This is a genomic window from Pseudomonas yamanorum, assembly GCF_900105735.1.
Lineage (GTDB): Bacteria > Pseudomonadota > Gammaproteobacteria > Pseudomonadales > Pseudomonadaceae > Aquipseudomonas > Aquipseudomonas yamanorum.
Genome location: NZ_LT629793.1, coordinates 4,986,894 through 5,010,758, shown reverse-complemented (window position 1 = coordinate 5,010,758; position 23,865 = coordinate 4,986,894). Strand labels below are relative to the sequence as shown.

Here is a 23,865-nt window from a genome sequence, read left to right as displayed (position 1 = left end):
ACAAGGAAGGCTGAAACGACAGCCAGGAATCCGAAGGATACTAAAGTGGCATCTATTGTCACTGGCTGTTACCACTGATGACTCTAGACTCAAATAAGCTCCCCGCCGAACATCTGTCGGGCAGAACAATAATCAGAGGGCCGGATACTGTGGAAAATGTCAGACAATTCAATAGCTTCGCTGATTTCTACCCGTATTACTTGAGGGAACACGGCAACAGCACCTGCCGTCGCCTGCACTTTATCGGCACCAGTCTGGTGATCTTCATTCTGGCGTTCGCGATCGGCAAAGGCGCCTGGTGGCTGCTGCTGGCGGTGCCGGTGGCGGGCTACAGCTTTGCCTGGGTCGGCCACTTCTTCTTTGAAAAGAATCGCCCGGCGACCTTCCAGCACCCGCTTTACAGCCTGTTGGGGGATTTTGTGATGTACCGCGACATGATTCTGGGCAAGGTGCCGTTCTAGCCCTGCACCTCAAAAACAATAAGAGAGGCTTTGATGAACCAGCAGGCCCGCTTCACCCATATGCAGGATGGCACCCAGGAAGACTGGGCGATCATCGCCAAGGATTTCAGCGCCTACGCCCGGCAACTGCCAACCCGAATCGTGGCGCACCTGCGACTGCTGGAAGGCGACTTCGGCGGCTTCCCGGTGGACCGCCTGACTCACTCGCTGCAAACCGCCAGCCGCGCCTGGCACGACGGACGTGATGAAGAGTACGTGGTCTGCGCCCTGCTCCACGACATCGGCGACACCCTGGGTTCCTACAACCACCCGGACATCGCCGCCGCGATCCTCAAGCCGTTTGTGAGCCCCGAGAACCTGTGGATGGTGGAGAAGCACGGGATTTTCCAGGGTTACTACTTCTTCCATCACCTGGGGATGGACCGCCACCTGCGCGAGCAATTTGGCGACCACCCGCAGTACCGGCAAACCATCGAGTTCTGCGCGCAATACGACGCGGCGGCGTTCGATCCAGCCTACGACACCCTGCCATTGAGCTTCTTCGAACCGATGCTGGCGCGGGTGTTTGCCCAGCCGAAGCACTCGCTCTACAAGGCGGCGATGGAGCGCCAGGGTTAAACCGGCAACAACCTGCCGCCGTGCCCCGTCTGGACGGTCGGCTCCGGGCCTTTAACAATCTCCCGGGCCACAGTCAGGATGATGATGGCCGCGATGATGTCGAAAATCGCCAGCACCACAAATAGCGGGCTGTAGCCGACCTTGGTCACCAGCACGCCGAACACGGCGGTAAATGCCGCAGCCCCGATAAACCCGCACATCTGCCCGCCACCGGTGGCGGTGGCCACGTCGTTCTTGCCGAATGAGTCCGAGGCAATGGAAAACAGCGCGCCGGACAAGGTCTGGTGCGCGAAACCACCGACACACAGCAGGGCAATCGCGGTGTAGGCACTGTCCACCAGGCCGATGCACGCCGGGCCGATCATGCACAGGCAACCGAACAGCATCACCAGCTTGCGCGAAGTGAACAGCGAAACCTTGAAGTAGCGATGGAACAGCGGGCTCAGGTAGCCACCCAGTACGCAGCCGATGTCGGCGGCCAGAAACGGCAGCCAGGCGAACAGCGCCATTTCCTTGATGTTCATGTGCCGCTCGGTCATCAGGTACAGCGGAATCCAGGCGTTGAAGGTCTGCCAGGCCGGTTCCGAGAGCATCCGCGCCGAGGCGATGGCGAAAAAGTTACGGCTCTTGAGGATGCGCTTCCAGCTGGCTTTCTTCTGCACACCTTCCTTGAGGTGGGTTTCCTGGCCGGCTTCGATGTACTCACGCTCGGCTTGAGCCAGCAGGCGCTGGTCACGCGGGTGCTTGTACAGCAGCAGCCAAAGCCCGCTCCATACCAGGCCGATACCGCCGACGATCAGGAACGCCAACTGCCAGCCACTGTGCAAAATCGCCCAGACCACCAGTGGCGGCGCCAGCAGCGCACCAAACGACGAACCAAAGTTGAACCAGCCGATGGCGACGGAACGCTCCTTGGCCGGGAACCACTCGGTAATCGCCTTGACGCCGCCGGGGAAGCCCGCCGACTCCGTCAGCCCCAGGGCGCCACGGGCCACTGCCAGGCTCTGCCAACCGGTGGCAAACGCCGCCAGGGCACACACCACCGACCAGGAAATGGCGAAGATCGCAAAGCCCATCTTGGTACCAATCGCATCGATCACATAACCGGCGATCGGCTGCATCAAGGCGTAGCATACCTGCCAGGCAACAACGATGTGGGAATACTGCTCAGTGGAGATACTCAGGTCGGTCATCAGCGTGGGGGCTGCGACGGACAGCGTGTTGCGGGCCAGGTAGTTAATAATCAGGCCGACCGTCATCAGCCCGACCATCCACCAACGGATGCCTTTGATTTTCATCGCTTCACCTTAATTATTTTTAGATTTGAGGCTTACGTTCTGCGACCGAGCGCACCCGTATTACGGGCGCTATAAAACTGTAACGTCATATGTCGTCATACAACTGTTAGCGTTATATTCAGTCCGCAACACGATGTCAATCCGTTACGGGTGATGTTGTACGATGACAACCAATCCGCCTGTGGCGCCACGTCACTTGCGCGGCGGGATGAAGAGGTGTTCATTTTTCGAGATAAAATCTTTCTGTCATTTACAGTGCTGTATCCTGCCCAAGCTTTTTGAAAGCGCGGAATCACCTGCGATTGATAAAACAGATCTTGCGAGGAGCGACGACGATGCACGAAATCCCTAATCTCCCCTTCCCAAGCCTGCGCGAAACTGAGCAGCCAACCCCGCAACAGGCCGGTGCCAGCAAGCCCGAGCCAAAAGAGGCAAAACCGGTCGACCGCAAAAGCGCAGACTGAGTGCCGTACCCAGACCGTGTGGAAAGCGTGACATTGCGTGCTTTCCACACCGCCTGAACACCGTGAGCCCGCCATGACCGACACCACCCCCGATACCGCCCTGCTCGACACTGCCCTGCAGATGGTCGACGTATGGAACCGCCTCACCCCGGAAAAACAGGCACTCCTGCTCAAGCGCTTCGGCACTCAGGAAAACGCCCTCGCCGCGTTGGTAACCACGCAACTGCTCAACCCCGCCGATCGCTAAAAGTTTGGTTTGCTGCCCCCGCACGCGCCCAGCATCGGTATCATAAGCAGCCTATCTTTTCCTGCTGCGACAGTGGACCTCTCCCCATGCCAGATACCCAGCGCCCCATGGCGGTCACGCTGCAAGTCGTTTCCATCGTTCTGTTCACATTCATCGGCTACCTGAATATCGGCATTCCCCTGGCCGTGTTGCCCGGCTACGTGCACAGCGACCTGGGCTTTGGCGCCGTGATCGCGGGCCTGGTGATCAGCGTGCAATACCTGGCCACCCTGCTGAGCCGGCCCTATGCCGGGCGCATCATCGATAACCGCGGCAGCAAGCGCGCCGTCATGTACGGCCTGGCGGGCTGCGGGTTGAGCGGCGTGTTCATGTTGCTTTCTGCGTGGCTGTCACACCTGCCGGCGTTGAGCCTCACCAGCCTGCTGATCGGCCGCCTGGTACTGGGCAGCGCTGAAAGCCTGGTGGGCTCGGGCTCCATTGGCTGGGGCATCGGCCGGGTGGGCGCGGCGAATACCGCCAAGGTCATCTCCTGGAACGGCATCGCCAGCTACGGCGCCCTAGCCATCGGCGCACCGCTGGGGGTGTTGCTGGTCAGTCATTTCGGGCTGTGGAGCATGGGCGTCAGCATCATCCTGCTGGCGGTATTGGGCCTGCTGCTGGCCTGGCCGAAAGTCGCCGCGCCGATCGTGGTGGGCGAGCGCCTACCGTTCATGCATGTGCTCGGGCGCGTACTGCCCCACGGCTGCGGCCTGGCGCTGGGCTCGATCGGGTTTGGCACCATTGCGACCTTCATCACCCTGTATTACGCGACCCAGCACTGGGACAACGCGGTGCTGTGCCTGAGCCTGTTCGGTGCCAGCTTTATCGGGGCGCGGTTGTTGTTCGGTAATTTGATCAACCGCATTGGCGGGTTTCGCGTGGCGATTGCCTGCCTGTCGGTAGAGACCCTGGGCCTGCTGCTGTTGTGGCTGGCGCCGGATCCTCATTTGGCGTTGGCGGGTGCGGCGTTGAGCGGGTTCGGGTTTTCCCTCGTGTTTCCGGCCTTGGGTGTGGAGGCGGTCAACCTGGTGCCTGCCTCGAGCCGGGGCGCGGCGGTGGGGGCGTATTCGCTGTTTATCGATTTGTCGTTGGGGATCACCGGGCCGTTGGCCGGGGCGATTGCGGCGGGGTTCGGATTTGCCTCGATCTTTCTGTTTGCGGCGATCGCGGCGTTTGGCGGGTTGCTGTTGAGCCTGTATTTGTATCGGCAGGCGCCTAAGTACCGCGAGGAGCGGGAGGCGGCTTAGAAATCAACCTTGCCGCGACCGGCCTTGATGCTGCCGCGTTTGGTTTTGGATTCGAGGCGGCGCTTTTTTGAGCCCAGGGTGGGTTTGGTGGGGCGGCGTTTCTTTTCGACCTTGGTGGCGCTGAGGATCAGCTCGACCAGGCGCTCGAGGGCGTCGGCGCGGTTTTGTTCCTGGGTGCGGTATTGCTGGGCCTTGAGGATCAGCACGCCGTCGCTGGTGATGCGGGTGTCGCGCAGGGCCAGCAGGCGTTCCTTGTAGAAGTCAGGCAGGGACGAGGCCGGGATGTCGAAACGCAGGTGCACGGCGCTGGAGACTTTATTGACGTTTTGACCGCCGGCGCCTTGGGCGCGGATGGCTGTCAGCTCGATCTCGGCGTCGGGGAGGTGCACGTTGTTGGATATCACCAGCATTTTTTGATCGGGCCTTGGGGTGGAGGGGTAAGGATACGCCAATGTGGTGGGCTGCTGGGGGCTGGGGGTATATCCGTTGCTGCGGCTAGGGCCGCTATTGGTTCCGCTCTTACAGCCAGCCCTTTCAAGGTCTTTGGAAAAAGCCTCAAAACATGATCATTTTTTGACCAAAAGAGATGCTAACTGAACCAAATTCAACTCGTTTTTTCTTAATTTCAGCCCGGAATAGGCGTAGGACGCGATTGAGGCAAAGACCTTGAAAGGGCTGGCTCTTACAGCGGCTCACTTTTGAAAAGCGCAAAAGTAAGCAAAACGCTCTTGCCGGTATGACTCACCCACATGGGTTACAAATTAGTTCACGCACATAGGTAACAGTTTTTTAACTGGCAGGGTCGATTTCGCGAGGATCTGACCATGCCCTGGAAAGAGCTGAAACCTATGGACCTCAGAGTGAAGTTCATCGCCGACTATTTGGAGGACGAGCACAGCTTTAGCCAGCTGTGCCTGGACCATCAAATCAGTCGCAAGACTGGCTATAAATGGGTCGAGCGCTACAAAGCGGAGGGGCCCAGAGGCCTCGAAGAGCGAAGTCGCAGCCGCCACAATCAGACGTATGTGGTCCCTTTTGCTGTCCGGCAGGCAATTATTGAATTGCGTTCGACTGGAGAAACGGTTCCCGGCCCGAAGAAGATCCAGAACGACTTGATACGGCGTTTTCCTGGGCAGAACCCACCCTCAAAAACCACCATTTACAACATCCTCAAGGCCGCTGATTTGATCACGCCTCGGCAATTGCGCCCGCGTGTAGCTGTCTATCCCAAGCCTTTACGTAAGGCAGAAATCCCCAACCAGCTTTTCAGCGCTGATTACAAAGGGCAATTTCTGACAGGGGCAGGTGTGTGGTGTTATCCGTTGACGATAATGGATCACGCGAGTCGCTTTTTACTGGCCTGCGAGAGTATGGCCAGCACCAATTTCAAGGAAACCCAGCAAACCTTCGAGCGGGTTTTCCGCGAATATGGGCTGCCTGAGCGCATCCGTACCGACAACGGTGTGCCGTTTGCCAGCACGGGCCGTGCCGGGCTGTCGCAGCTATCGATCTGGTGGCTACGACTTGGGATCATTCCTGAGCGAATTGAACCGGGCCGCCCTGATCAGAACGGGCGCCACGAACGTATGCACAGGACGCTGAAAAGTACGTTACCCCAACCACCGGCGGTTGCGTGGGATGCTCAGCAGCGTCACTTTGATCGCTTCGTGCAGCACTATAATTACGAGCGTGGACACGAGGCTCTTGGGCAGAAAACGCCAGCCTCGTGTTACATGCCTTCAACACGAGTCTATCCGGAGCGGTTGCCGGAGATGGGCTATGCGAGTCATGTCGAGTGTTACCTGGCAGACAGTAGTGGGATCATCAATCGAGCAGGTCTAAGGATTTATGTTGGTAATTTGCTGAGCCATCAAACCATCGGAATGGAGATGATCAGTGATGGCATATGGAATGTGATCTTCGGTCCGGTGATCTTGGGCCGAGTAAACGCTAGGGATGCAAAAAACGGTTATGTTTCAATCAAAGTGTCACCTATGTGAAGGCACTTTTTTGTAACCCATGTGGTTGTCCCGTACATGCCCCACCACTCGGCACCTCGCCTAGGCTCGGTGTACCCTCACTCCGGCTTTGGACCGTGGGCCGCCGTCATGGGCCATCCTTGGCCCAGGACGGCTAACCTGGCGTCCTGCCAGGTTACCCACGCTCCAAAGCCTGCGTTCGGCCAGCGTGGTTTAACGGGGCGCCTAAGATCAAAATCAAGATCAACATCAAGAGCACAGCGGCCTCCCGGCCGGCTTGAGTGTTGAAGAGCAAAAACCAAATCAAAATCTAAAGCGGCCACGGTCCAAATGTGGGAGCCGCTTGCCTGCGATGGCATCACCTCGGTGTGCCTGAAAAACCGAGTTGTCTGCATCGCAGGCAAGCCAGCTCCCACAGAAAAGCAGCTTTGCTTTCGCTCTGGTCTTTGCCTTTGCTTTTAACACTCAAGCCGGCCGGTAGGCCGCTGTGCTCTTGATCTGCTTTTGATTTTGATCTGCGGGCCCCGTTAACCACGATGGCCGCAAGTAGGCACGGTGGAGCGGGTAAATCGGCAGGGATGCCGATTTAGCCGCGCCGGGCCATGGATGGCCCGTCGCGGCGGCCCGCGGAGCCGGGCCGGAGTGCGGGCATGCCGAGCCTAGGCGAGGCACCGAGTGGTGGGGCAGAGACCTTTTGGTTACTTTTGGGGCGTTTGCCAAAAGTGACCCGCTGTAAGAGCGGAACCATAAGTCGCCGTTACCGAAGAAACGGATATGTACACCATCAACTCAACACCACCCCCTCCCGAGCCTTGCGCCTGTTCTTGATCCCGTAGCAAACCCACATAAACACCACCCAAACCGGAATCGCATACACCGACACCTGAATCCCCGGAATCAGCAGCATCACCCCAAGAATAAACACCACAAACGCCAGGCAAACATAATTCCCATACGGATACCAAAGCGCCTTGAACAACGGCACCTGCCCCGTCCGATCCATGTGCTGGCGAAACTTGAAATGCGAAAAGCTGATCATCGCCCAGTTAATCACCAGGGTCGCCACCACCAGCGACATCAGCAACTCCAGCGCATGCTGCGGAATCAGATAATTCATCAACACCGCCACCAGCGTGATCGCCGCCGAAGCGAGGATCGACCGCACCGGCACCCCACGCTTGTCGATCTTCGCCAATGCACGCGGCGCGTCACCCTGCTCGGCCATCCCCAACAACATCCGGCTATTGCAGTAAGTGCCGCTGTTGTAGACCGACAACGCCGCCGTCAGCACCACAAAGTTGAGAATGTGCGCCGCCGTATTACTGCCCAACATCGAAAACACCTGCACAAACGGACTGCCGCTATAGGCGTCACCGGAGGCATTCAGGGTCTCCAGCAGACTGTCCCAAGGCGTCAACGACAACAGCACCACCAACGCGCCGATGTAGAAAATCAGAATCCGGTAGATCACCTGATTGATCGCCTTCGGAATCACCGTACGCGGCTGGTCCGCCTCGGCTGCGGTAAACCCGAGCATCTCCAGACCACCAAACGAAAACATGATGATCGCCATGGCCATCACCAAACCACCCACACCATGGGGAAAGAACCCACCGTGCTCCCACAGGTTGGTCACCGAAGCCTGCGGCCCGCCGGTGCCGCTCACCAGCAGGTAACTGCCCAGGGCGATCATGCCGACAATGGCGACCACTTTGATGATCGCAAACCAGAACTCGGCCTCGCCAAAGACTTTGACGTTGGACAGATTGATCACGTTGATCAACACAAAAAACGCCGCCGCCGACACCCAGGTCGGGATCTCGGGCCACCAGTAGTGCACGTACTTGCCGACGGCCGTCAGCTCCGACATGCCCACCAGGATGTACAGGATCCAGCAGTTCCAGCCCGACAGGAAGCCGGCGAAACCGCCCCAGTATTTGTGGGCAAAGTGGCTGAAGGATCCGGCCACCGGCTCTTCGACGATCATCTCGCCCAGCTGGCGCATGATCATGAAGGCGATAAAGCCGCAGATGGCATAACCGAGGATCATCGACGGCCCGGCGGATTTCAGCACGCCAGCCGAACCCAGGAACAACCCGGTGCCAATCGCGCCACCGAGGGCGATCAGTTGAATATGGCGATTTTTCAGGCCGCGCTTCAGTTCGCCTGAATGCGAGTTGGCTTCACTCATGGAAAGGGTCTCACGCAAGGTTTGAGGGTGCTCATGGAGGGATGCTGCTTTGGTAACGGGCTACAGCAGCGCCGATCAAACCTCGGTCCAGCGTTTTTTCTTACGGTCATACGTCACCTGTTGTTTTTATCTGTGACGAAATCGAACCCGACAGGCTTGTGGCCAGGCGGAATGAACAAGGCGGATAGCCCTGAAAAAGTGGGATCACAGTAAAACGCGGCGCATTGTACACCGCCAAACCTGTCTGGGCCGACAGGATGCGATGCGGCGGATAGCAGGGACATTGGGAAAATTCTTTCAGATATCGGGAAATTGACGGCGAGACAATTCCTTCAGAAAGACGCAACCAACTGTCTGTTTCATCGACATAAACCAAATCGCCATCAAAACAGAATAAAAAATCCAAATGAAACCGTGTCAATAAAAATTTTGCATTCCCAAACACACTCTTCTAGGTTCATCCACTTGCCCAGCGCAGCCCGCTGGCAAATTCGTCTCAAACACCGTCATCTAGGAGATTCACCATGCAAGCACTGGAAAATGACCTGGAAACCGAACTGCAACTCGACGATTGGTTTGAAGCGCCGACCCACGAGGCCGCCGTTGAAATGATGCAAGCCGACGCCGTTGTGCCGTTCGGCACCGCGATGTGGCCTTTCTAATCTGATCAGGCACCCCGGCAGGTGCGGGACGCCGCACCTGCCACTGCTCCTACCGAAGGCTTTGAAGGAAGGACGTCATGGACAAGGCCCGCGCCGTCGAACATTTTCTCTATTACCTCGCCCATCACCCGGCCCTCACCGGCCTGCACCGCCCCACCATTCTGCTCGGCCATACCGAACGCTACGACGCCATCGCCCACTCGATCACCCAAGGCAGCGCCGCCCGTTTCGACTTCCAGGTACAACGCCTGGACCAGGCCCCCAGCGAAGCGCTGGCCAAGGCCATCGAAGCCTGCGACCTGTACATGTTTCTCTACGATTCCTCGACCTTGCCCAACCCACGTGCCGAGGGCCCGGACTTTATCCGTGCGCTGCAAGGCGTGATGGCCGAGCACTGGAAAAAATCCCTGCTGCTCAAGGACTACGGCGACTATTTCTACGACACCTTCAGCGTCGCCCCACAGCGGATTGCCGACCTCAACGCCACGTTGATCCGGCGCATGTCCCAGGCCAGCGTGCTGAGCTTCACCGACCAGCATGGCTCGCGCCTTGAAGCGCCCATGAGCAGCATCAAGAAGTGGACCAATATCAACGGCGTCGGCAACCACGACCTGGCGCCCGGCGAGATCGCGACCCACAGCGAGGCCATCAATGGCCAGGTGCGGTTTGTAGGCACCTTTCTCAGCACCATTCCCTTTGCGCGCAAATACGGCGTGCTGCAATCGCCGCTGGAATTGTGGATCGAGAACTCGACCATCTGCACCGTGGCCAGCGAAGTGCCGGGGTTGGCAGATGACTTCAACAAATACCTGAATGCCAACCCGTCCAATCGCCGGGTGGAAGAACTGGGTATTGGCACCAATGAAGGTGTGAAGGATTTGTATGCGCGCAATGCAGGCTTTGAAGAGCGCCATTGCGGGCTGCACCTGGGCTTGGGTGGCGGGCAGAAAGGCAGCCACCATCTGGACCTGATCTTCGCCAGTGGCGTGTTGGCCCTCGACGATAAACCCGTGTTCGATGGGGCGTTCATGTTCTGACCCGCCCGTCAAAACAATGGAGATCAACTGTGGGAGCTGGCTTGCTCGCGAATGCGGTGGGTCAGTCACTGGATGTATCAACTGATAGACCGCATTCGCGAGCAAGCCCGCTCCCACAATGGACCTGCTTTGCTCATAGAGCAGGTTCCAAATCCAGACCAAAAAAAACGCCAACCCGAGGGTTGGCGTTTTTATGCAGCGCTTAACGAATCACTGCGGCTTCTTGCGACCAAAACCTGGACGCTGGCCGGAACCGGCCGGTGCACCACGACGCTTGCCCGATGACGCGTCATCGACCAGTTTCAAGCCCGGGCGCTTTTTCGGCGATGGCTTGGCTGGGCGTTTGGTGCTGGCGCTGTCGTCGGGACGGCCCGCAGCCGGAGCACCACGGCCAGACTCGCCCCGGTTACCGCGACCGCCCGTTGGGGCATCACCGCCACGACCGGCTGGACGCGGAGCGCGCGGCGCACGTTCGCCATCCTGACGGGCCGGTGCCGAAGGACGACGCTCGCCTTCGATATGCGGCTCGCGGGAGATACGACCGCCAGTGGCCGGTGCATCCAGCGCAGGGCGCAGGGTGCGGGCAACACGGTCGGTGCGTGCCACCGGACGCGACGATTTACGCTGCATACGCTCGAGCTTGTCTTTGCTCTTGGCGTTCATCTGCGGCATGGCCACCGGCGTCAGGCCGACTTCGGCACTCAGGATGTCGACTTCGTACTGGCTCATTTCGCGCCAGCGGCCCATCGGCAGGTCGGAGTTGAGGAACACCGGGCCGAAACGCACGCGCTTCAGGCGGCTGACCACCAGGCCCTGGGATTCCCACAGGCGACGTACTTCACGGTTACGGCCTTCCATCACCACGCAGTGGTACCAATGGTTGAAGCCTTCGCCGCCTGGAGCCTGCTTGATGTCGGTGAACTTGGCCGGGCCGTCTTCCAGCACGACGCCGGCTTTCAGACGCTCGATCATTTCGTCATCGACTTCGCCACGTACACGCACCGCGTATTCACGGTCCATCTCGTAGGAAGGGTGCATCAGGCGGTTGGCCAGTTCACCGTCGGTGGTGAACATCAGCAAGCCGGTGGTGTTGATGTCGAGACGACCGATGTTGATCCAGCGGCCTTCTTTAGGGCGCGGCATCTTGTCGAATACGGTTGGACGGCCTTCCGGGTCGTCACGGGTGCAGATTTCGCCATCAGGCTTGTTGTACATGATGACGCGGCGCACCGATTCGGCGGCCTCTTCACGCTTGATGACCTTGCCATCAATGGTGATGGCATCGTGCAGGTCGACGCGCTGGCCAAGAGTGGCTTCAACGCCGTTGACCTTGATGCGCTTCTGGGTGATCCAGGCTTCCACGTCGCGGCGCGAGCCTACGCCGATACGGGCGAGGACTTTCTGCAGTTTTTCACCTGCGGGGCCGATTTCCTGGCTGTCTTTCTGGTCTTGGTCACTCATCTTAAGCACCTCCCGGTGTGTCGATTCAGGCTGGGCCTGAAGATAGTAAAAGCTGGGCTTTTGGCGAACGCATCGCCAAAGGGTCGCGAATCATACGCTCATGGCGAGCGTTGCGCATCAGAGACTAGTCGATATGTGCGGGTTCATTTGCCTTTCCGCCGACCGGTGGCACCTAGCGCCAGCAGGCGCAGTTCAGCTTCGGCGAGTACCGTGCGCTTTTCGACCTTGTCGAGTTTCTTCCAGGCACGGATCTCGCGCTTGCTGCGGCCGCAGCCCACGCAGATGTCGTCGGTGAATTTGCAGATGCTGATGCAGGGGTCTTTGGTGGAGCTCATTGAAATCCTTCCAGGCACTGGTTTTCTGTGGGAGCTGGCTTGCCTGCGATGGCATCGCCTTGGTGTAGCAGAAAGACCGAGTCGCCTGCATCGCAGGCAAGCCAGCTCCCACATTTTGAAGCGGCGTCAGTCTTCGAATTGGCGGCGTTCGTTTTCGATGGCTTCGGCCAGGGCGCGGGCTTCGTCTTCTTCGTCGCTCAGCGGCGGTTGTTCGAGCGCAGCTACGGCGGCCAGGAGTTTGGCACGGGCTTCGGCGACGCCAAGGATGTCCTCCTCGTGTTCAGGCTCGGTCTCATCTTCAACTTCGACTGGCAGCTCAACCTCAACGTTCAGTTGCAGCGCAGGCTCCGGCTCACCCTCACCCACCGCGCCATCACGCAGCAAGTCGTCGAAGTCGGTCTTGATGCCCTGCTCCATGTCATCCAGTTCCAGCAACAGCGTATGGAAACTGGTTTCGTCCTTCGGCTCTTCCGGCTCGGCGCTGGCGTCGGCCAGCTCTTGCAAACTGGCCGGCACCGGTGCGTCGTCGAAATCCAGGACCGGGTCCGGCTCCATCTCCCGCAGCTCGGCCAGCGGCGGCAAGTCGTCGAGGTTTTTCAGGTTGAAGTGGTCGAGGAACACCTTGGTGGTAGCAAACATCGCCGGCTTGCCGGGCACATCCCGATAACCAACGATCCGAATCCACTCCCGCTCCAGCAGCGTCTTGACGATATGGCTGTTAACCGCCACGCCCCGCACGTCCTCGATCTCGCCCCGGGTGATCGGCTGGCGATAGGCGATCAGCGCCATGGTTTCCAGCATCGCCCGGGAATAACGTTGCGGGCGCTCTTCCCAGAGGCGGCCCACCCACGGCGAAAACTTCTCGCGGATTTGCAGGCGATAACCGGAAGCCACCTCCCGCAGCTCAAAGGCACGGCCGTCGCAGGACTTGCGCAGAATCTCCAACGCCTTCTTGAACACCGGCGGCTCAGGGCGCTCGGCTTCTTCAAACAGTTCGAACAGGCGTTCCAGGGATTGCGGCTTGCCCGAGGCCAGGAGAAAGGCCTCCAGCAGCGGGGCCAGTTCGCGGGGTTCAGTCAGATTCATCGATTCAGCTCTTTATTCGGCTCGCGCCCGCACGTGGATAGCCGCAAAAGGCTCATTCTGGACCAGCTCGACCAAGGATTCCTTGACCAGTTCGAGGATCGCCATAAAGGTCACCACCACCCCCAGGCGCCCTTCTTCCTTGGTAAACAGTTCGACGAAAGGCACAAACCCGCCGCCCTTGAGACGGTCCAGCACATCACTCATGCGCTCGCGGGTGGACAGCGCCTCGCGGCTGACCTGGTGGCTTTCAAACATATCGCCACGGCGCAGTACTTCGGCCATGGACATCAGCAGTTCTTCCAGGCTTACGTCTGGCAGCAGTTTGCGCGCCCGGGCTTCCGGGGCGTCGAGCTTGGGCACCACCACATCGCGGCCCACCCGGCTCAGGCCGTCGATGCCTTCGGCAGCGGCCTTGAAGCGTTCGTACTCCTGCAGGCGACGGATCAGTTCGGCGCGCGGGTCATCCTCTTCCGCTTCGATGCTTTCCGAACGCGGCAGCAGCATGCGTGACTTGATCTCCGCGAGCATCGCGGCCATCACCAAGTACTCGGCAGCCAGTTCCAGGCGCACGGTCTGCATCAACTCGACATAGCCCATGTACTGGCGGGTGATTTCCGCCACCGGGATGTCGAGGATGTTGATGTTCTGCTTGCGGATCAGGTACAGCAGCAAGTCCAGCGGGCCTTCGAAGGCTTCGAGGAAGACTTCCAAGGCGTCCGGCGGGATGTACAGGTCCAGCGGCATTTCCATGACGGCCTGGCCGTAGACCATGGCAAATGGCAGTTCCTGCTGGGCGCCCGCCTGGCTGTCGACGGATTCCACGGCCGACATTCAGGCCTCGACCATGAACGGTGCCGGGTCGCCACAACCCACGCGCACCACTTCCGGCTCGCCGTCGGCCAGGTTGATCACGGTGGAGGCCTTGTTGCCGCCGTAGCCGCCGTCGATGATCAGGTCGACGTGTTTTTCCAGCAACCGGCGCATTTCATAAGGGTCGTACAACGGCTCTTCTTCACCCGGCAGGATCAGCGACACGCTCATCAACGGCTCACCGAGTTCGGCCAGCAGCGCCAGGGCGATCGGGTGTTCCGGCACCCGCAGGCCGATGGTGCGCTTCTTCGGGTGCAGCAGCAGGCGCGGCACTTCGCGGGTGGCGTTGAGGATGAACGTGTAGGGCCCCGGCGTGTGGGCCTTGAGCAGGCGGAAGGTGCCGGTGTCGACCTTGGCGAACAGCCCCAGCTGAGACAGGTCGCTGCAAATCAGTGCGAAGTTGTGGTTCTTGTCCAGGTCACGCAGGCGTCTTACTCGCTCGACTGCATTCTTGTCACCGATCTGGCAACCGATAGCGTAGGAGGAATCCGTGGGGTAGATCACCACGCCACCGGCACGGATGATCTCCACGGCCTGTTTGATCAGGCGCGCCTGGGGGTTTTCCGGATGAATCTGGAAGAATTGACTCACGTGTTCTACCTGTTCAGACGGTGGCAATAATGGGGTCATGTTTGAAGCGACACCAAAGGGGCGGCAAATCTTCCGGGACGGCGCGGTACTCGCCAATCTCGGACCAGCCGCCAGGGCCATGAAAATCACTGCCGGCGCTGACCAGCAGACCAAATTCGCGGGCAAGAATCGCCAAACTACCCACCTGTTCGGCGGGTTGATGCCCGTTGACCACTTCGATTGCGTGGCCGCCCGCTCCAATATAGTCGCCAATCAGCTTGCGGCGCTTGCTGCGGGTGAAATCGTAATGCCATGGATGCGCCAGGCTGACCCAGGCACCTGCTGCCCGCAGCGTGCCGACGGTGTCTTCCAGGGTGGGCCAGTGTTGCTTGACGTCCCCCAGCTTGCCGGCGCCCAGCCACTTGCGGAACGCTTCGGCACGATCCTTTACAAAACCTTCACGCACCATCCAGTCGGCAAAGTGCGGACGGGCCGGGGCGTTGCCGCTGTCGCCCAGTTCCTGCTGGATGGCGCGGGCGCCTTCCAGGCCGTTGGGCATGCCCTTGAGGGCCAGCTTGCGGCTTATTTCTTCGGACCGCAGCCAGCGGCCATCGTGCAATTTGGCGATGGCCTCCACCAGCGGCGGTGCGTTTACGTCAAAACCGTAGCCCAATACATGAATCGTCGCGCCGCCCCAGGTGCAGGACAATTCAACCCCGTTGACCAGTTGCATGCCCAACGCATTCGCCGCATCACGGGCCTCTGCCAGGCCTTCGAGGGTGTCGTGGTCGGTCAACGACAGGACTCGCACGCCTTTTTCAAACGCACGCGCAACCAGGACCGCGGGCGCCAGGGCGCCGTCGGAGGCTGTGCTATGGCAGTGCAAATCAACATTCACGGGAGTGTGTAACCTCAAGTCAGCTGGCGCTTTCGCTACCAAGGATGTTTGTTATTATGCCGCCACATCCAGCTTCTGGCTCTTACTGTGAAACAATTCATCGACTTCATCCCGCTGTTGCTGTTTTTCATCGTTTACAAAATCGACCCTCGCGTCATCGATCTTGCCGGCCACGAGCTGACAGTCGGTGGCATCTACAGTGCCACGGCGGTGCTGATCATCAGCTCCGTGGTGGTCTACGGCGCGCTCTTCATCTCCCAGCGCAAGCTGGAAAAAAGCCAATGGCTGACCCTGATCGCCTGCCTCGTCTTCGGCAGCCTGACCCTGGCCTTCCACAGCGAAACCTTCCTTAAATGGAAAGCCCCGGTGGTCAACTGGCTGTTCGCCCTGGCCTTTATCGGCAGCCACTTCATCGGTGACCGCTTGCTGATCAAGCGGATCATGGGCCACGCGCTGAGCTTGCCGGACCCGATCTGGGTGCGCCTGAACATCGCCTGGATCGTGTTTTTCCTGTTCTGCGGCGCCGCCAACCTGTTCGTCGCCTTCACCTTCCAGAGCTACTGGGTGGACTTCAAGGTGTTCGGCAGCCTGGGCATGACCGTGCTGTTCCTGGTCGGCCAGGGTATCTACCTGTCGCGCCACCTGCATGACACCGACCCTACCACGCCGAAAACCGAGGACTGACATGCTCTACGCCATCATTGCCACCGACGTTGCCGACTCGCTGGAAAAACGCCTGGGCGTGCGCCCGGCCCACGTCGAGCGCCTGAAACAGCTGCAAGCCGAAGGCCGTATCGTGCTCGCCGGCCCGCACCCGGCAGTCGACAGCAATGACCCGGGAGACGCCGGTTTCACCGGTAGCCTGATCGTCGCCGAGTTCGCCTCCCTGGCGGCGGCACAAGCCTGGGCCGACGCTGATCCGTATGTCGCGGCCGGCGTGTATGCCCATGTCCTGGTCAAGCCGTTCAAGCAAGTCCTGCCTTGATTCGTTGTGCGCTGAACCAATTGGCTTCAGCGCACTCCTAAACGCTCATTATTCCCGGTAACCTGCCGACAACGTTCTGAATATTCGTGTGGAATCAGGAGTTCCGATGCGCTTACGTCAGTTGTGTCTGTTGGCAGTGTTAATGATCGGGGCTACGGCCCACGCTGAAGAAACCTCGAACACCGGCAGTTCCACGCCCCTGTCCTTGAGTGCCGGCAGCCAGATCACCGATTTGCAGCAACGTTTGAAAGAAAGCGAACGGCAGCGGGATGAACTGAGCAAGCAATTGCAAAGTGCTGACGCCACGCGGGAAAGTACCCAATTGAGTAAACTGCGCCAGGAGAACCAACGCCTGGTCCAGCAACTCAAAGAAGCACAGGGCAGTGCCTTGCCACGCTGGCTTACCGAGCAACAGCAATGGTTCGTGACCGGTGGAGCAGTCGCGCTGATCGCCCTGCTGTGCGGGATCTTCGCCAGTGGCGGGCACCGGCGCCGTCGACAATGGCTAAATTGAGTGAGTCATGAGCGAGCTGTTACTGATAGATGATGACCAGGAGCTCTGTGAGCTGCTGACCAGTTGGTTGAGCCAGGAAGGTTTCCAGGTGCGCGCCTGCCATGATGGCTTGAGCGCCCGCAAGGCTTTGGCCGAAGCCGCCCCGGCGGCCGTGGTGCTCGACGTGATGCTGCCCGACGGCAGCGGCCTGGAGCTGCTCAAGCAATTGCGCAACGACCACCCGGAGCTGCCGGTGCTGATGCTCTCGGCTCGCGGCGAACCGCTGGACCGGATCCTCGGCCTGGAGCTGGGCGCCGACGATTACCTGGCCAAGCCCTGCGACCCTCGCGAACTGACCGCCCGCCTGCGCGCCGTGCTGCGCCGCAGTCACCCGGCTGCCGTGTCCACCCAGCTGGAGCTGGGTGACCTGTGCTTCAGCCCGGTGCGTGGCGTGGTCACTATCGATGAACAGGAATTTGCCCTGACCGTTTCCGAAAGCCGTCTGCTGGAAGCCTTGCTGCGCCAGCCGGGCGAGCCGCTGGACAAGCAGGAACTGGCGCAAATCGCCCTGGGCCGCAAGCTGACCTTGTATGACCGCAGCCTGGACATGCACGTCAGCAACCTGCGCAGGAAGATCGGCCCGCACCCGGATGGCCGACCACGGATCGTGGCGCTGCGTAGCCGCGGTTATTACTACAGCCTCTAAGCACAACACCTGTCCCCTGTGGGAGCTGTCGAGCCTTCGCGAGGCTGCGATGGCATCACCCCGGTGCAACGGATAGACCGCGGTGCCTGCATCGCAGCCTCGCCAAGGCTCGACAGCTCCCACACATGATCTCCCCTGCCGGGATAGTTTTGTCAGCTTCGCCCAAAATCCTCTTTACCCAAGCTTTACCGTCCCCTGACTGCCGCTGACCTTGTTCTCCGTAATCTACTCACATCCGGACTCACCGGAATAGAGACAGGAGAATCACCATGCGCAAGACCCTTATCGCTTTGATGTTCGCTGCTGCCCTGCCAACCGTTGCCATGGCCGCAGCACCTGAAGGCCCAGGCCCGATGGGCGGTCCTGAAGGCCACATGATGGGTGGCCCAGGCCACGGCGGCGAACACGGCATGCGGGGCAAAGGTGGCCCTTTCAGCCAGCTGGACCTGAGCCCTGAACAGCGCCAGCAGATCGGCAAGTTGATGGGCCAACAGTGGCACGCTCGCAAAGAGCTGGTGCGCAAGTACCTGGACAAACTGCCAGCCGCTGACAAGCAAGCCATGAAAGACGACATGGCGGCCGCCAAGCAGAAAACCCAGACCGACATCCGTGCCGTGCTGAAACCCGATCAACAGAAGAAATTCGACGAGATCGTGAAGAAACAAGCCGAACGCCGCGCCGAGTGGAAGGAATTCCAGGCCTGGAAAGCCCAACAGCCGCAAAAAGCGCAATAATGATCTAGCTTCACTCCCAGCCCAGTGGCCACCGCCGCTGGGCTTTTCCTGTTTGAGGGTTTCTTGTGCGTTCATTGTTCTGGCGCGTCCTAGCCAGCTTCTGGCTGGCCATCGCCCTGGTTGCCGGGCTGTCGATCCTGCTTGGGCATATGCTCAACCAGGACGCCTGGATTCTCAGCCGCCACCCCGGGCTCAATAACCTCGCGCAGGAATGGACGCAGCTCTATGAGGCCCAAGGCGAGGACGCCGCCCAGGAATTGCTGCAGCAGCGCAAGCGCCAGTACCACATCGACGTACAAGTGCTTAACGAAAGCGGCGAGCCCGTAGTGCTCGGTACCTTTCCGCGCCGCGCCGCCGCCCTCGAAGCCCGACAAAAAGACAGCCAGGACCGCCATCTGCCCTGGCGGCGCCTGACCGCCGAGTACACCAGTGAAAAAACCGGCGACACTTACCTGCTGATCTACCGCATTCCCCACCCGGAACTGGACGCCTGGCACCGCAACAGCCTGCTCTGGCCATTGAGTGCCCTGGCGATCGCGTTGGTGGTGCTGACCCTGTTCAGTTTGCTGGTGACGCTGTCCATCACCCGCCCCCTCAGCCGCCTGCGCGGCGCAGTGCACGACCTGGGCCAGACCACATACCAGCAGAACAGCCTGGCGCGGCTGGCCAACCGTCGCGACGAATTCGGCGTACTGGCCACCGACTTCAACCGCATGGGCGCCCGCCTGCAAAGCCTGATTGGCAGCCAGCGCCAATTGCTGCGTGACGTGTCCCACGAACTGCGCTCGCCCCTGGCCCGGCTGCGGATCGCCTTGGCCCTGGCAGAACGCGCCACCCCCGAGGCACGGGAGAAACTCTGGCCCCGCCTGACCCGCGAATGCGACCGCCTTGAAGCGCTGATCAGTGAAATCCTGGTACTCGCCCGGGTGGATGCCGACAACGCCAGCGCCGAAGACATCGACCTCAACCCGTTGCTCAGGACCCTGCAAAAAGACGCCTTGCTCGGCGCACCGGACCAACCCGTGCAGCTCGATGCCGAGGCCGGGCTGCAACTCAAGGGCTGGCCGACCATGATTGAACGCGCCGTGGACAACCTGCTGCGCAACGCCCAGCGCTTCAACCCGCCAGGCCAACCGATTGAAATGGACGCCAGACGCCAGGGCGACCGCATTGTGATCAGCGTGCGCGACCACGGCCCCGGCGTGGACGCCGAACACCTGAAGCAACTGGGCGAGCCGTTTTACCGCGCCCCGGGGCAAACCGCCCAGGGCCACGGCCTGGGCCTGGCCATCGCGCGGCGCGCCGCAGAACGCCATGGCGGCAGCCTGATCCTGGCCAATCATCAAGGCGGCGGTTTTATCGCCAGCGTGGATTTACCGCTGGAGCCAGGGGTTGTCATTCAACCCTGATGATCTTCTATGATGGTCCTTCTCATAAGGAGGGCCTTTGATGACTGATCTGCTCACCCCCATCCAGGAAGCACTCGATTTACCCGTCACCCCGCTGGCCTTTACCGAAGCCGGCGCCCTGCCCTCGACCTTTGCCGTCACCGAACTGGCCAGCGCCAGCATCGGTGTGGCAGGCCAGGCAGTTGCCCAGTTGCTGCTACAGCAAACCGGGCGCCTGCCCTCGGTGACCGTGGACCGGCGCCTCGCCTCATTCTGGTTCTCCTCGTCCCTGCGTCCCGATGGCTGGACCACCCCGCCGCTGTGGGACCCGATTGCCGGCGACTACGCCTGCGCCGACGGCTGGATTCGCCTGCACACCAATGCGCCGCACCATCGTGCCGCCGCTGAACGCGTACTCGGGCAGGTCGCTGACCGTGATGCGATGGCCGCGAAGGTCGCCCAATGGAACGCCGCCGAACTGGAACAGGCGATTGTCGAAGCCAACGGCTGTGCGGCGCAGATGCGCTCGTGGCAAGACTGGCAGGTGCATCCACAAGGTTTGGCGGTCAATCAGGAACCGCTGGTCCATCGCCAGACCTTTGCAACCCTCAGCGACAAACCCTGGCTGGGCTCGGTGGCAAGGCCGATGGCGGGGATCAAGGTGCTGGACCTGACGCGCGTATTGGCCGGCCCCACTGCCAGTCGCTTTCTTGCAGGCCTTGGCGCCGATGTACTGCGCATCGACTCACCGGACTGGAACGAACCCGGCGTCGTACCGGAAATGACTCTGGGCAAACGCTGCGCCCGCCTGGACCTGAAGAACGCCGACGACCGCCAGACCTTCGAAAACCTGCTGAAGGACACCGACATTCTGCTGCACGGCTACCGCGCCGATGCCCTGGAGCAGTTGGGCTACGGTGAGGCCGCGTTGCAAGCCATCGCCCCCGGCCTGATCGACGCCAGCCTCAATGCCTATGGCTGGAGCGGCCCATGGCGCAATCGCCGAGGGTTCGACAGCCTGGTGCAGATGAGTACCGGGATTGCCGAGGCCGGCAGGCAGTGGAAAAAGTCGGACAAGCCGGTGCCGCTGCCATTGCAGGCACTGGATCACGCCACCGGGTATTTGATGGCGGCCAGTGCAATCCAGGCCTTGAGTGAACGATTGAAATCCGGGCGCGGCGGTTCGGCGCTGCTGTCCCTCGCGCGCACGGCAAAACTGTTGGTGGACGCAGGACAAGTCCCGGAACAACTACCGCTGCGGGCCGAAGAGCCGGGCGATCAAGGCTTGGTGGTGGAGCAAACAGCCTGGGGCCCGGCCCACCGGTTGCTGCCCCCGGTGACCATCAGCGGAACACCGTTGCAGTGGGATTTGCCAGCAGGTGAACTGGGTTCACATCGGGCGAAGTGGTGACTTGAAAATCGCTATCGCGGGCAAGCCCGGCTCCCACAGTTGATCGAGTTGCCTGAGCTGACTCGGATCTCCTGTAGGAGCCGGGCTTGTCCGCGATGAGGCCCTTGCAGTCACCGTCAATCCACCCGGCTCAGTGATGTCCACAAATGCTGCGCCGCATAGGCTCTAAGCGGTCGCCAGGCCTCAGCCCGCGCCAGCAACTGGCGTGGGCTCACCGGCCCGCCTTCCAGCGCCACCAACGCATTGATCAAGCCGATATCCCCCGAGGCAAACGCATCCTGCTCGCGCATCTGGCGCATGGCGATGTACTGCGCCGTCCAGTCTCCAATCCCCGGTAATGCCACCAACCGCGCCACACCCTCCTTCAGGCTCGCCTTCGGCTGGAATACCTGCGGGTCATCCAGTAAGGCCTGGGCCACACCCGACAAGGTGCGCCCGCGACTTTTCGGCATGCCGAGGGTCGCCAAATCTGCTGCTGCCAGCACCTCGGCGGAAGGAAACACGTGGGTCACACCGGCATGGGGCGTCACCAGCGGCGTGCCGTACTGCGCCACCAGCTTGCCCGCCAACTTGATCGCCGCTACCACGGTAATCTGCTGGCCCAACACCGCGCGGATCGCCAACTCCAATCCATCCCAGGTTCCAGGCACCCGCAGACCAGGACGCGCTGCCACCAAGCTCGCCATCAAGGGATCATTCGCCAATTGCCGGTTGATCCGCTTCGGGTCAACCGACAGGTCAAACATGTCCCGCAACCGCCGCTCAATTTCCGGCAACGCAGACGGGTTGGGGAAGTTCACCGTTACCTCAAGCCAATCCCCGGCCCCCGGCGACACACTGAGCCAACCCTGCTGAGCGTCGACAGTGATACTGCGCGAGTACACACCGCCGTCCACCGTCTCCAACCCGCTGATCGCCCGCGCCGACAAAAAGCCCAGCATCGCCGCCCAGTCATACGGCGCCTGATACGCCAGCTGCATCCTCACAACGACAACACCCCGCTGTACAACCCATACGCCGCCAGGCTCGCCCCGGCGATCACGCAGGCGAAAATGCCTTTTTCCAGGTGGGTAAACAAGGGCTGGCCTTGCTCACGCTTGGCCAGGGCAAACAGGATCACCCCCGGCGCGTACAGCAACGCCGACAGCAGCAGGTACTTCAAGCCTCCGGCGTAAAGCAGCCACACTGCGTAAGCCAGGGCGATAAGGCTCACCAGCAAGTCCTTCATGCGTTCGCCATGGGCACCTTCGTAGGTTTCACCGCGCCCGCTCAACAGCACCGCATACGCCGCCGACCACAGGTAGGGCACCAAAATCATCGACGACGCCAGATAGATCAGGGTGGTGTAGGTACTTTCCGAAAACAGCGTGATCACCAGGAACAGCTGGATCATCACATTGGTCAGCCACAATGCATTGACCGGCACCTGATTGACGTTTTCCTTTTTCAGGAACGCGGGCATGGTCTTGTCATGGGCGGTGGCATAGAGAATTTCGGCGCAGAGCAACGCCCACGACAGCAACGCCCCCAGCAGCGAAACCGCCAGCCCGATGCTGATCAACAGCGCGCCCCAGGGGCCGACGATATGTTCCAGCACCCCGGCCAGGGACGGGTTTTGCAGGTTGGCCAGTTCCGGCTGGCTCATGATCCCGAGCGACAGCAGGTTGACCAACACCAGCAGCGCCAACACCCCCAGAAAACCGATCACCGTGGCCCGGCCCACATCCGAGCGTTTCTCGGCCCGCGCCGAGTAGACGCTGGCGCCCTCGATGCCGATAAACACAAATACCGTGACCAGCATCATGTTGCGCACCTGGTCCACCACGCCGCCGAACTTAGGGTTGCTCAGGCCCCAGATATCCCGGGTAAAGATGTCGGCCTTGAATGCCACCGCAGCGATCACGATAAACATCACCAGCGGCACGATCTTGGCCACGGTGGTGATCTGGTTGATGAACGCCGCCTCCTTGATCCCGCGCATCACCAGAAAATGCACAGCCCACAGCAATACTGACGCACAGCCGATCGCCACCGGGGTATTGCCTTGGCCGAACACCGGGAAGAAGTAGCCGAGGGTACTGAATAGCAACACGAAGTAACCGACGTTGCCCATCCAGGCACTGATCCAGTAGCCCCACGCGGACGAGAACCCCATGTAGTCGCCAAATCCGGCCTTGGCGTAGGCGTAGACGCCGGAATCCAGCTCAGGCTTGCGGTTGGCCAGGGTTTGAAACACGAAGGCCAGGGTCAACATGCCAACAGCGGTAATGCCCCAGCCGATCAACACCGCGCCCACTTCAGCCCGCGCTGCCATGTTCTGGGGCAACGAGAAGATCCCGCCGCCGATCATCGAACCCACCACCAGGGCGATCAAGGCGTTGAGGCGAAGCTTTTCTGACGCTTGGGACATGGATATTCCTGAATAAAGAAACAGCTGTTGAGGCAACAAGCGTGCACTCAACTAATTTATCTAACGTGAGCAGCGTTTATTAGATATAGCTAATAAACCCTAACGCCTCATAACTTAAAGGCATGACAACAAACAACCTTCTGGCAAATTTATAATTTAAATAATGATTGAACTTTCCAGACGGTGAGGCGTTGCACAAGCCCTTTCCAAAAAGTTTGCATATCTGAAAAAACGAACTAGCTTCAAACGTCCACACCAATGAGAACACCTGCTGT

26 protein-coding genes are annotated in these 23,865 nt (G+C 60.2%); 14 read left to right on the top strand and 12 right to left on the bottom strand.

Features of this window, described 5'->3' with window-relative positions; genetic code table 11:
* The first annotated feature begins 149 nt into the window (after positions 1 to 149).
* Positions 150 to 461, top strand: coding sequence for a DUF962 domain-containing protein (locus BLU46_RS23530; protein ID WP_063027685.1), 312 nt, complete (start codon positions 150 to 152; stop codon positions 459 to 461).
* A gap of 33 nt (positions 462 to 494) precedes the next feature.
* Complete coding sequence (locus BLU46_RS23525; protein WP_063027683.1) at positions 495 to 1,079, top strand: HD domain-containing protein; 585 nt, start codon at positions 495 to 497, stop codon at positions 1,077 to 1,079.
* Here BLU46_RS23525 and BLU46_RS23520 read toward each other — a convergent pair.
* Positions 1,076 to 2,350: an MFS transporter gene (locus BLU46_RS23520; RefSeq protein WP_063033910.1), complete on the bottom strand. Its 1,275-nt coding sequence runs from the start codon at positions 2,348 to 2,350 to the stop codon at positions 1,076 to 1,078. The two genes, BLU46_RS23525 and BLU46_RS23520, sit on opposite strands and share 4 nt — an antisense overlap.
* A gap of 564 nt (positions 2,351 to 2,914) precedes the next feature.
* Between BLU46_RS23520 and BLU46_RS33080 the strand changes: the two genes are divergently transcribed.
* Both BLU46_RS33080 and BLU46_RS23515 read left to right on the top strand, forming a co-directional pair.
* Entirely contained in the window at positions 2,915 to 3,088 is a 174-nt protein-coding gene (locus BLU46_RS33080; RefSeq protein WP_010169883.1) for a hypothetical protein, read from the top strand.
* A gap of 86 nt (positions 3,089 to 3,174) precedes the next feature.
* Positions 3,175 to 4,374 carry an MFS transporter gene (locus BLU46_RS23515; RefSeq protein WP_017475721.1) on the top strand — a complete coding sequence of 400 codons (1,200 nt, stop codon included), beginning with the start codon at positions 3,175 to 3,177 and terminating at the stop codon, positions 4,372 to 4,374.
* Here BLU46_RS23515 and arfB read toward each other — a convergent pair.
* Positions 4,371 to 4,784 carry an alternative ribosome rescue aminoacyl-tRNA hydrolase ArfB gene (arfB, locus tag BLU46_RS23510; protein ID WP_093206840.1) on the bottom strand — a complete coding sequence of 138 codons (414 nt, stop codon included), beginning with the start codon at positions 4,782 to 4,784 and terminating at the stop codon, positions 4,371 to 4,373. The genes BLU46_RS23515 and arfB overlap by 4 nt on opposite strands.
* A 414-nt stretch (positions 4,785 to 5,198) precedes the next feature.
* Between arfB and BLU46_RS23505 the strand changes: the two genes are divergently transcribed.
* Positions 5,199 to 6,374, top strand: a complete 1,176-nt coding sequence (locus BLU46_RS23505) for an integrase core domain-containing protein (protein ID WP_093206837.1) — start codon at positions 5,199 to 5,201, stop codon at positions 6,372 to 6,374.
* Between the two features lie 763 nt (positions 6,375 to 7,137).
* Here the strand turns inward: BLU46_RS23505 and BLU46_RS23500 are convergent.
* Positions 7,138 to 8,544, bottom strand: a complete 1,407-nt coding sequence (locus tag BLU46_RS23500) for an amino acid permease (protein WP_093206834.1) — start codon at positions 8,542 to 8,544, stop codon at positions 7,138 to 7,140.
* A gap of 106 nt (positions 8,545 to 8,650) precedes the next feature.
* Complete coding sequence (locus BLU46_RS32925) at positions 8,651 to 8,950, bottom strand: hypothetical protein (RefSeq protein ID WP_157721311.1); 300 nt, start codon at positions 8,948 to 8,950, stop codon at positions 8,651 to 8,653.
* Between the two features lie 118 nt (positions 8,951 to 9,068).
* On the opposite strand from BLU46_RS32925, the gene BLU46_RS33075 reads away from it, so the two are divergent.
* Together BLU46_RS33075 and BLU46_RS23495 are read left to right on the top strand one after the other, a co-directional pair.
* Positions 9,069 to 9,206, top strand: a complete 138-nt coding sequence (locus BLU46_RS33075) for a hypothetical protein (protein ID WP_003175756.1) — start codon at positions 9,069 to 9,071, stop codon at positions 9,204 to 9,206.
* A 77-nt stretch (positions 9,207 to 9,283) separates the two neighbouring features.
* Positions 9,284 to 10,243 (top strand): M29 family metallopeptidase, encoded by a 960-nt coding sequence (locus tag BLU46_RS23495; RefSeq protein ID WP_017475719.1) that lies wholly within the window; start codon positions 9,284 to 9,286, stop codon positions 10,241 to 10,243.
* A 210-nt stretch (positions 10,244 to 10,453) separates the two neighbouring features.
* Here the strand turns inward: BLU46_RS23495 and rluB are convergent, their stop codons facing one another.
* From rluB to BLU46_RS23465, 6 genes are all read right to left on the bottom strand, one after another.
* Complete coding sequence (gene rluB / locus BLU46_RS23490; RefSeq protein WP_093206831.1) at positions 10,454 to 11,704, bottom strand: 23S rRNA pseudouridine(2605) synthase RluB; 1,251 nt, start codon at positions 11,702 to 11,704, stop codon at positions 10,454 to 10,456.
* A 143-nt stretch (positions 11,705 to 11,847) separates the two neighbouring features.
* Positions 11,848 to 12,039 carry a DUF1289 domain-containing protein gene (locus tag BLU46_RS23485; RefSeq protein ID WP_093206828.1) on the bottom strand — a complete coding sequence of 64 codons (192 nt, stop codon included), beginning with the start codon at positions 12,037 to 12,039 and terminating at the stop codon, positions 11,848 to 11,850.
* 126 nt (positions 12,040 to 12,165) lie between these two features.
* Complete coding sequence (gene scpB / locus BLU46_RS23480) at positions 12,166 to 13,125, bottom strand: SMC-Scp complex subunit ScpB (protein ID WP_093206825.1); 960 nt, start codon at positions 13,123 to 13,125, stop codon at positions 12,166 to 12,168.
* Positions 13,126 to 13,137: 12 nt separating this feature from the next.
* A complete protein-coding gene (locus BLU46_RS23475; RefSeq protein ID WP_172834604.1) occupies positions 13,138 to 13,836 on the bottom strand; it encodes a segregation and condensation protein A in 699 nt (232 codons plus the stop codon).
* A 120-nt stretch (positions 13,837 to 13,956) separates the two neighbouring features.
* Positions 13,957 to 14,586: an L-threonylcarbamoyladenylate synthase gene (locus tag BLU46_RS23470; protein WP_003220075.1), complete on the bottom strand. Its 630-nt coding sequence runs from the start codon at positions 14,584 to 14,586 to the stop codon at positions 13,957 to 13,959.
* 13 nt (positions 14,587 to 14,599) lie between these two features.
* Positions 14,600 to 15,463 carry a PHP domain-containing protein gene (locus BLU46_RS23465; RefSeq protein ID WP_017475714.1) on the bottom strand — a complete coding sequence of 288 codons (864 nt, stop codon included), beginning with the start codon at positions 15,461 to 15,463 and terminating at the stop codon, positions 14,600 to 14,602.
* A gap of 87 nt (positions 15,464 to 15,550) precedes the next feature.
* On the opposite strand from BLU46_RS23465, the gene BLU46_RS23460 reads away from it, so the two are divergent.
* From BLU46_RS23460 to BLU46_RS23430, 7 genes are all read left to right on the top strand, one after another.
* Positions 15,551 to 16,147, top strand: coding sequence for a septation protein A (locus BLU46_RS23460; protein WP_093206822.1), 597 nt, complete (start codon positions 15,551 to 15,553; stop codon positions 16,145 to 16,147).
* A gap of 1 nt (position 16,148) precedes the next feature.
* A complete protein-coding gene (locus tag BLU46_RS23455) occupies positions 16,149 to 16,448 on the top strand; it encodes a YciI family protein (RefSeq protein WP_063027669.1) in 300 nt (99 codons plus the stop codon).
* Positions 16,449 to 16,554: 106 nt separating this feature from the next.
* A complete protein-coding gene (locus BLU46_RS23450) occupies positions 16,555 to 16,962 on the top strand; it encodes a hypothetical protein (protein ID WP_003220067.1) in 408 nt (135 codons plus the stop codon).
* A 7-nt stretch (positions 16,963 to 16,969) separates the two neighbouring features.
* On the top strand, positions 16,970 to 17,647 hold the full coding sequence (locus BLU46_RS23445) for a response regulator transcription factor (RefSeq protein WP_093206819.1): 678 nt from the start codon (positions 16,970 to 16,972) through the stop codon (positions 17,645 to 17,647).
* Between the two features lie 269 nt (positions 17,648 to 17,916).
* On the top strand, positions 17,917 to 18,381 hold the full coding sequence (locus BLU46_RS23440; RefSeq protein WP_093205766.1) for an LTXXQ domain protein: 465 nt from the start codon (positions 17,917 to 17,919) through the stop codon (positions 18,379 to 18,381).
* A 65-nt stretch (positions 18,382 to 18,446) separates the two neighbouring features.
* Positions 18,447 to 19,790 (top strand): sensor histidine kinase, encoded by a 1,344-nt coding sequence (locus BLU46_RS23435; protein ID WP_017475708.1) that lies wholly within the window; start codon positions 18,447 to 18,449, stop codon positions 19,788 to 19,790.
* Positions 19,791 to 19,830: 40 nt separating this feature from the next.
* On the top strand, positions 19,831 to 21,180 hold the full coding sequence (locus BLU46_RS23430) for a CoA transferase (protein ID WP_093205761.1): 1,350 nt from the start codon (positions 19,831 to 19,833) through the stop codon (positions 21,178 to 21,180).
* Between the two features lie 116 nt (positions 21,181 to 21,296).
* Here the strand turns inward: BLU46_RS23430 and BLU46_RS23425 are convergent, their stop codons facing one another.
* Together BLU46_RS23425 and arcD are read right to left on the bottom strand one after the other, a co-directional pair.
* Positions 21,297 to 22,160: a DNA-3-methyladenine glycosylase family protein gene (locus BLU46_RS23425; protein ID WP_093205756.1), complete on the bottom strand. Its 864-nt coding sequence runs from the start codon at positions 22,158 to 22,160 to the stop codon at positions 21,297 to 21,299.
* Positions 22,161 to 22,162: 2 nt separating this feature from the next.
* Positions 22,163 to 23,590 carry an arginine-ornithine antiporter gene (gene arcD / locus BLU46_RS23420; protein WP_063027659.1) on the bottom strand — a complete coding sequence of 476 codons (1,428 nt, stop codon included), beginning with the start codon at positions 23,588 to 23,590 and terminating at the stop codon, positions 22,163 to 22,165.
* Between the last annotated feature and the right edge of the window lie 275 nt (positions 23,591 to 23,865).